The organism is Neobacillus drentensis, from assembly GCF_036966985.1.
GTDB lineage: Bacteria > Bacillota > Bacilli > Bacillales > Cytobacillaceae > Neobacillus > Neobacillus drentensis_E.
In genome coordinates this window covers 1-8,445 of sequence record NZ_JBALSN010000207.1, presented here as the reverse complement: position 1 = coordinate 8,445, position 8,445 = coordinate 1, and the positions used below count along the sequence as shown (strand labels likewise).

General features: G+C 37.1%; 9 protein-coding genes and 1 pseudogene. 8 read left to right on the top strand and 2 right to left on the bottom strand.

All coding sequences use genetic code 11. From position 1 onward, the window contains the following. The first annotated feature begins 155 nt into the window (after positions 1-155). From V7659_RS14245 to V7659_RS14225, 5 genes are all read left to right on the top strand, one after another. On the top strand, positions 156-932 hold the full coding sequence (locus tag V7659_RS14245; protein WP_335540557.1) for an IclR family transcriptional regulator: 777 nt from the start codon (positions 156-158) through the stop codon (positions 930-932). Between the two features lie 50 nt (positions 933-982). After that, positions 983-1,870: an acetaldehyde dehydrogenase (acetylating) gene (locus tag V7659_RS14240; RefSeq protein WP_335540556.1), complete on the top strand. Its 888-nt coding sequence runs from the start codon at positions 983-985 to the stop codon at positions 1,868-1,870. A gap of 23 nt (positions 1,871-1,893) precedes the next feature. Continuing rightward, positions 1,894-2,922, top strand: coding sequence for a 4-hydroxy-2-oxovalerate aldolase (gene dmpG / locus V7659_RS14235; protein WP_335540555.1), 1,029 nt, complete (start codon positions 1,894-1,896; stop codon positions 2,920-2,922). A gap of 202 nt (positions 2,923-3,124) precedes the next feature. Continuing rightward, a complete protein-coding gene (locus V7659_RS14230) occupies positions 3,125-4,531 on the top strand; it encodes a GntP family permease (protein ID WP_335540554.1) in 1,407 nt (468 codons plus the stop codon). Between the two features lie 255 nt (positions 4,532-4,786). After that, entirely contained in the window at positions 4,787-6,235 is a 1,449-nt protein-coding gene (locus tag V7659_RS14225; RefSeq protein WP_335540553.1) for an HD-GYP domain-containing protein, read from the top strand. A gap of 53 nt (positions 6,236-6,288) precedes the next feature. Here the strand turns inward: V7659_RS14225 and V7659_RS14220 are convergent, their stop codons facing one another. Together V7659_RS14220 and V7659_RS14215 are read right to left on the bottom strand one after the other, a co-directional pair. After that, positions 6,289-6,735, bottom strand: a complete 447-nt coding sequence (locus tag V7659_RS14220) for a MarR family winged helix-turn-helix transcriptional regulator (RefSeq protein WP_335540552.1) — start codon at positions 6,733-6,735, stop codon at positions 6,289-6,291. A gap of 23 nt (positions 6,736-6,758) precedes the next feature. Beyond that, on the bottom strand, positions 6,759-7,238 hold the full coding sequence (locus V7659_RS14215) for a glutathione peroxidase (RefSeq protein WP_335540551.1): 480 nt from the start codon (positions 7,236-7,238) through the stop codon (positions 6,759-6,761). Between the two features lie 165 nt (positions 7,239-7,403). Between V7659_RS14215 and V7659_RS14210 the strand changes: the two genes are divergently transcribed. The 3 genes and pseudogenes from V7659_RS14210 to V7659_RS14200 all read left to right on the top strand — a co-directional run. Next, a complete protein-coding gene (locus V7659_RS14210) occupies positions 7,404-7,628 on the top strand; it encodes a hypothetical protein (protein WP_335540550.1) in 225 nt (74 codons plus the stop codon). Positions 7,629-7,789: 161 nt separating this feature from the next. After that, positions 7,790-8,200, top strand: a complete 411-nt coding sequence (locus tag V7659_RS14205; RefSeq protein WP_335540569.1) for a VWA-like domain-containing protein — start codon at positions 7,790-7,792, stop codon at positions 8,198-8,200. Positions 8,201-8,255: 55 nt separating this feature from the next. Further along, a pseudogene (locus V7659_RS14200) lies at positions 8,256-8,445 on the top strand (SAM-dependent methyltransferase); the annotation flags it as partial.

The following is an 8,445-nucleotide window of genomic DNA, read 5'->3' as shown; positions in this document are numbered from 1 at the left end:
GAAATCAGGCTTCTTTTAATTTTATCAAGGGTAAATTAAACCATTTAACTAAATCATCTAAAAGATTGACAGAATAATGAACGAGAGTTACTATTAATTTGTCCTTAAGAAATACGAATGGCATTCGATAATGTCGAACAAAGAGGAGGATGGTTGTGTCAGAACGCTTAATTCAGTCTGTTGAAAGAGCTGCTGATATCCTTGAATTATTTTTGGTATCTAAACCAGAACTAAGTATCAAAGAGATTAGTGAGCATTTAAATTTATCAAAAAGTACAGTCCACGGAATCATCAAAACCTTAGAACATAGAGGGTATCTTCAACAAAATCCTGAAGATTTAAAGTATAGGCCGGGGATCAAACTTTTTGAGCTTGGTAATTTTGTCGGGAAAAATCTTGATATTGCGAAAGTTGCAAAGCCAATTATCAGAGATTTAGTCGATGAACTAAATGAAACCGTTCACTTAGTTTCCTTACAACGAGATGAAATTATTTACATTGAAAAGGTAGAAGGACAAAGTGCCCTTACTATTTATTCGCATATTGGAAAAAGAGCTCCCTTTCATAGTACTGGGGTAGGGAAGTCAATCCTTGCTCACTTAAATGAAAATGAGGTAAATAGAATCTTATCGTCAATCACTTTGGAATCGTTTACGAAACACACGATGACAAATATTGAGGAGATTAAAGAACAGTTACATGCCATTCGTGAGCAAGGGTACGCGGTTGACGATGAGGAAATTGAGTTAGGGCTGAAATGTATTGCTGCTCCAATTTTTAATCATCAAGGTAATGTAATCGCTTCTATTAGCTGTGCTGCACCTAAAATGAGACTTGATGAAAATAAGCTACCACAAGTAATAGCTGGAATTAGAAGGGCTGCAGCTGAGATTTCAAGTTGTTTAGGTTATCAAGGTAAAAGCATCTTATAGAAAAACTAGATAGAACAATCAATACAATATTTTTTAGGAGGAGAATTAATTTGTCAAAAGTAAAAGTTGCCGTTCTTGGCTCAGGAAACATTGGAACAGATTTAATGATTAAACTTGGACGCTCTGATTTATTAGAGTTAACAGCAGTAATTGGAATTGACCCGCAATCAGACGGGTTACGCCGTGCAAGAGAATTAGGTTATGCAGGGGTTGATACAGGAATTGATGGATTCCTTGCAGACCCAACCCTAGAAGCTGACATCGTTTTTGATGCAACTTCAGCCAAAGCGCATCTCTACAATGCAAAGGTATTAAAAGAAGCTGGTATAAAAGTCATTGATATGACTCCTGCCGCTATTGGCCCATATGTATGTGCTGCTGTTAATATTGATGAACATTTAGATAAAGATAATATCAATTTGATTACTTGTGGTGGTCAGGCGACCATTCCAATGGTCCATGCAGTAAACCGCGTAGCTCCTGTAGAATACGCAGAAATTGTTGCGACAATTGCAAGCTTGAGTGCTGGCCCTGGAACACGTGCCAATATCGATGAATTTACAGAAACAACTTCTCATGCGATTGCAGAAGTTGGTGGTGCCAAAAAAGGGAAGGCGATCATGATTTTAAATCCTGCAGAACCGCCAATTATGATGCGCGATACTGTTTACACCCTTGTAGAAGAAGGAAAAATGGATGAAGAGGCAATTAGAAAATCTATTGCTGAAATGGAAAAAGTAGTTCAAGCATATGTTCCAGGGTATCGACTTCGTACGGAACCTATTTTTGAAGGTAATAAGGTAACCATCTTCCTAGAAGTAGAAGGTGCTGGTGATTACTTGCCTGTATATGCAGGAAATTTAGATATCATGACATCAGCAGGTGTAAAAATTGCTGAAGCATTTGCCAAAAAACTATTAATGAAAGAAACAGTTTGAGCTGTAGAAAGGGGTAAATAATAATGACAAATGAAAGAGATATTCTTATCACAGAGGTAGCCTTGCGCGATGGAAGCCATGCTATCAATCATCAATATACAGTTGATCAAGTACTTAAAATTGCAAAAGCATTAAATGATGCTAACGTCCCTTATATCGAAGTATCACATGGAGATGGTTTAGCAGGATCTTCGTTACAATATGGACTATCACGCACAAACGAAATGGAATTAATCGAAGCAGCAGTATCTGTTGCAGATAAATCCAAAATTGCTGTTCTTCTTTTACCAGGGATCGGTACCCTGCATGAATTAAAAGAAGCAGCAAATTTAGGAGCTAAAATGGCACGTATTGCAACACATGTTACAGAAGCCGATGTAGCACCGCAACATATTGCCTATGCCAAAGAACTTGGAATGGAAACAGTTGGATTCCTAATGATGAACCATATGGCACCAGTTGCTAAATTAGTAGAACAAGCAAAACTAATGGAAAGCTATGGAGCAGACACTGTTTATGTGGTTGACTCTGCAGGCTACTTACTTCCTGACCAGGTTAGGGAACGAATTCGTGCTCTTAAACAATCAATTGGCGTTAATGTTGGTTTCCATGGTCATAACAATCTATCTCTTGCAATGGCTAACACACTTGCAGCCATTGAAGAGGGCGCTACTCGTATAGATGGCAGTGTTCGCTGCTTAGGAGCTGGAGCCGGTAATACACAAACAGAAGTACTAGTTGCAGTTTGTGAACGGATGGGAATTAAAACTGGGGTAGATTTATATAAAATGATGGACTTGGCCGAGGATATTGTGGCTCCAATTTTACAAGTACCACAAGAAATCACAAAAGACAGTTTAACACTAGGATATGCAGGTGTGTACTCAAGCTTTGCTCTACATGCCAAACGTGCAGCCTCAAAATTTGGTGTTGACTCACGTGATATTCTCATTGAATTAGGAAAACGTAAAGTAGTTGGCGGACAAGAGGATATGATCGTTGAAGTGGCAGCAGAAATTGCTAAAAACAAGCCAAAAACAGTCTTAGCCTAAAATTCAAAGCCCACTAAAAAGAGATTAATAGAATTGAGTTTTTTTGATGGAGGGGACATTACGTCCCCGTCCATCAATTATCGTATATCGGAATTTTTTCTACTTTCACTTTACGTGTAAGCGTTTTTACTTAAAAGAAGAGAGAGCTGTCATAATTTCATCTTAGTTGAAATTAACATCCTGGGATTAGAGGAGAAATTATATGGAATTAGTAATTATATTAATAGCACTCGGAATGTTAATGTTTATCGCATACCGAGGATTTTCAGTGATCATGTTTGCGCCATTATGTGCGTTATTCGCGGTACTCTTAACAGATCCAGATTGGGTACTCCCGTTTTTCTCTAACGTGTTTATGGGGAAAATGGTGGAATATATTAAACTTTACTTCCCAATTTTCCTATTAGGAGCTATTTTTGGAAAAGTTGTAGAAATGTCTGGACTAGCCCGTTCCATTGCTTCTACCTTAATTCAATTAGTGGGACGTAAACGGGCAATGTTAGTCATCGTTTTATTGTGTGCGATTTTAACATACAGTGGTATTAGTTTAGTCGTAGTTGCTTTTGCTGTATACCCATTTGCTGCAAACTTGTTTAGACAATCTAATATTCCTAAACGGTTAATTCCAGGAACGATTGCATTAGGTTCATTTACCTTTACGATGGACGCACTTCCAGGTTCACCACAAGTACAAAACGTTATCCCAACTACATTTTTCAAAACAAATCTTTATGCTGCACCTACGTTAGGGATAATTGGTGCCATTTTTATCTTCGTGATTGGTATGTTGTATCTAAACTCCCGTCGTAAAAAGGCAGAAATCGCCGGCGAAGATTATTATAGCTTTGGTACAATAAAAGAAAAACAAATCGACATTGATTTGGACCAAAATGAAAGTATAGGACATAAAATCTTAGCATTTGTGCCAGTTGTGCTTGTTGGTGTGTTAAATAAACTGTTAACTACATTAATTCCAAAATGGTATCCGAATGGGTTTGATTTTTCTAAAATTGGCTTAAGTTTTCCAAACATTGAAACATCTCAAGTTGTCGGTATTTGGTCAGTTGAAATTGCCCTTATTTTTGGTATTCTTACCACTATTTTATATAATCGTAAACCGATTGTGATGAACTTCAAAGATGGCATGAATGTTGGTATTGCAGGTGCATTATTAGCCATCATGAACTCTGCAACAGAATATGGATTCGGTGCCGTAATTTCAAACCTTCCTGGTTTTACAATTGCAAGAGATGGAATCGCAAAATTATTTACGAATCCATTATTAAACGGGGCGGTTACAACCAATGTCCTATCTGCCATTTCTGGATCTGCTTCGGCTGGTATCGCCATCTCGCTTGGAATTATGGCAGATAAATATATTGAACTAGCAACCCAATTTGGAATTCCACTTGAAGTAATGCACCGTGTCATTTCCATGGCTTCTGGCGGTATGGATACACTTCCGCATAATGGTGCTGTTATTACCTTGCTTGCAATTACAGGATTAACACATAAGCAATCCTATCGCGATATTTTTGCTGTCACGATTATTAAAACAATCGCAGCCTTCTTTATTATTGCTGTATACTTAGTAACTGGAATTGTTTAATATATCAATTTGAAGATGATGGTAATGCACTTAGTAATCGACTGGGCATTTAGAATATATATAAGTATAGACCCGACTGTAATGGAGCAGTCGGGTCTTGTGAATTTATATCAAAATAAAAACTGTAAATCTCATAAAAATCATAAACAGTAATATTTCTCTAATTTAATACTAGCATTACCAAATATTCCTGTGATTTAAGAATATACTATGTATATAGAGAGCATTGAATTTGCTAATCTTTTGGAGGAGTATATGAGAAAATACAGTTTTCTTGGACCTTTGCTGGCTGTGGCAGTCCTATATTTGATTTTTGAAGCCTTTCATTTAGGGTTATTTAAGGATTTGAATATCCCTTTGCCGAGAGGGCACTTTTATATTGTTAGCCTTGTGTCCATTCTTGCCAGTATCATTGCTATTGCAGTGGGCATGGCTGGAAGGAGGATCCGGAATATTAAAATAAGTTTTCTATCATTATCATTTTTATCTCTTGGGTTAATGTTCTCGATTCATGGACTGTCTACTCCTAATTTTATCCTTGGCGTTACCCATTTGCCTGGAATCGCAGCCCAATTAAGTATAATCCTAGCTACCATATGGATTTATTTATCTTCCATACCTTCAGATCATCCAATCATTGAGTTTTTTTCAAAAGTGCAGCGGTACCTCCTTCCTATATGGACAGTTACTATAATGGTTATTTGTTTAATATTAATGATAAACCATCGTCTCGTTCATTTTCTTCCATTAAATGCAAAACCGTTAAATATCATTATGACTAGTGTAACTATGTTGTTAAATGGCGTAACTATGTTCCGCTATTATCAATCCTACAGGTTTACAAGATTTCCCTTGCAACTTGCGATTGTATATAGCTCAGGCTGGTTATTGGTATCCCAGCTGATTATGATCAGAGGGGTATTATGGAGTGTTAGTTGGTGGATTTATCATTTTTTATTACTTGCAGCCATGATTGTCATGATCATCGGTTTAGTGAAACAGTATGCGGTGAAAGGAACATTAGCGGAGTCAATCCAATCCTTGTTTACAAACGACCCATTTGAAAGAATAACTAACAGCATTGGTCCTAGTGTCAAGGCTCTAGTGACGGCCACAGAAAAAAAAGACACTTACACAGCGGGGCATACCTTCAGGGTAACCATGTATGCGTTGAAACTTGCCGAAGAACTTGAATTGAAACCTGAACAACTACGTGCCATTGTTCAAGGGGGACTCCTTCATGATGTGGGTAAAATTAGTGTTCCTGATTCAGTTCTAAATAAACCGGGCAAGTTGCAGCCTGAAGAAAGGGCTCTCATTGAAAGGCATTCCGTCGATGGTTACGAAATGTGCAAAGATCTAGGTTTTATGAAAGAGGAATTGAGTATTATCAGGTCACACCATGAAAAATGGGATGGAAGCGGGTATCCGGATGGATTAAAAGGAACAAAGATTCCATTTTTCGCAAGGATAACGGCGGTTGCCGACGTGTATGATGCACTGACTTCGGAGCGATCTTATCGGAAGGCATGGGCTCATAGTAAAGCTATGAAGTATATTAAAGAAAACAAAGGGAGCCATTTTGACCCTCAATGTGTAGACGCATGGGAGCGGCTCTGTATCCGCAATCCAACCGTTTATCAATATCCAGCCCAGGCTATTAAAGACCAGCCAACCATTAGGGAAATTTTTTCAATCAAATGAAAATAGTACAAAAAACAACACTGGAAACTTAAGTGTTGTTTTTTGTATGTGGATCATTTACTGGCAATGTTCTCGATTTTCAACTTATTATGCAATTGATTCAGCCGTTCCATCAATTGTTTATATTCCTCGAGTTCAATATGACAGGATTGGATTTTGTCACTGATTGTATTTGTTATAGCCTGCTTTTCTTCAAGAGCTTTCTTTTCTAAGTAAATAAAGACCCTTCGTTCATCTGCTGTTGAACGTTCTTTTCGAAGCCAACCGTTTGCCTCCATTCTTGTAAGCATAGGAGTTAATGTTCCAGTCCCTAGACTCAGTTTTTCTCCTATGTCTTTGACCGAAACACCATCATTCTCCCATAATGCTAATAGGACCAAGTATTGAGGATAGGTTAAGCCATAGGGCTGAAGTGCACTAGAATATAACTTATTGAATTCACTTGCTGTTTCGTATACGGCAAAGCAAAGTTGGTTTTTTAATATCATGAAGTTTTCCAAGATGATCACCTTACTTAAAAAAATTATGACATTAATTTTTTAATATCTTTCTCAATCCTGCTTGGTTCAGTAGTGGGTGCATAGCGTTCAATCACTTGCCCCTTTGGGTCAACCAGAAATTTTGTGAAATTCCATTTAATATTTTTAGTAAGTGTTCCTGGCTTCTGGTTTTTTAAATAAGTAAATAAGGGATCAGCATTGGCGCCATTAACATCAATTTTCGCAAATATTGGAAAGGTTACACCATAATTTAATTGGCAGAACTGTGTGGTTTCTTCAATATCAGCGAATTCTTGATTGTTGAATTGATCACATGGAAAGCCTAAAATCTCCAAGCCATCCTCATTGTATTTTTCATATAATTCCTGAAGTCCTTTGAATTGGGGTGTCAAACCACATTTACTAGCAGTATTCACAATCAGTAATGGTTTACCCTCGTAATCCTTTATTGATTTTTCCTTACCATTTGTCATTTTTACATCAAAATCATAAACTGTTGTCAATTTAACTTCCCCCTTAATATATGGATTCATTTGTTTAAAAATAAGTCGTCTACGATTTAATCTTACACGATTTAATTAATTATGGCAAGTTTAAAAGTATTATTGCTCAGTTGGATATCTGGAAATAGAAAAGAGAACGATAAGGATGAAAAGGAGGTCTTTTAGATGGGATTCAATTTTTCTAATGGTAAGAATGATGAAAAGGAAGTACTTAAAGATGTTCTTGAGGATGCGATTGAAACAGAAGAAAATTTAATGCGGACCTATCTTATAACCGCTGAGCGAATACATGATGATGATGAACTAAAGGAACGTCTCGAAAACTTCGCAGAAGGAAACGCGAAACGGACCAAGCAGCTGATTGATGAACTGAATGAAAACAAGGAATAAATAGGCATGAGCTCATCTAGGGCAGACCAAGATGAGCCCATTTTTTTACCCAGCAACCTCTTCACCGTTGCGATGATTACCGCAATTATCCAATCATATCCGCCATCTTATTAAAGCAAAATAAGATGGTTCACTTATTCATTCCAAAGGAGTTGGTTGTGTTGAAATGGCATAAAACGATACTTTCAATGATCCAACAGCGCCAAGATAAAAAGGTTGCCTTGGCTGTTGACACATCCACGAATGAAGCCCCAAGCGATTTAATCAATAACATAGTAAAACTGTTTGAACAAGTAAAACCGGATACTATTTTAGTCCAAGCAGATTTTAAAATTAGAAGTACGACCCCCATTAAAAGTGATACAATTAAATACTATACACATGGGAAGTCTTCATATACTTTGGTGCTTGAGTGGGCAAAAGAAGAGAATATTGATACCCTGTTTTACATTACGGATGTAACTGGTTTTATTTCTGAAGAGATTGAAAATGTTAGTTATGAAATGATATGGCTTGTACCGGGTGCTATTTTACCAAGAGTTCCGTTTGGTAAAGCAATTAAGGTAGCATAAAAAAGAAATCCCTCACCTACAAGTGGGGGATGACCTCGTTTGATAGGAGCATTCAATGAAAGAATATTATTATGATAAATTGATGGGAATAAAAACAGGAGGGGACCAAAAAGGATTTCATAAGTCATTTCATTACCATCGTTATGAGCCCACTCCTTATAGTGCGCTCGAAGAATTATTTACTTATTATAAAATTAGCAGCAATGATCGAATCGTTGACTTTGGGTGTGGTAAAGGACGATTAA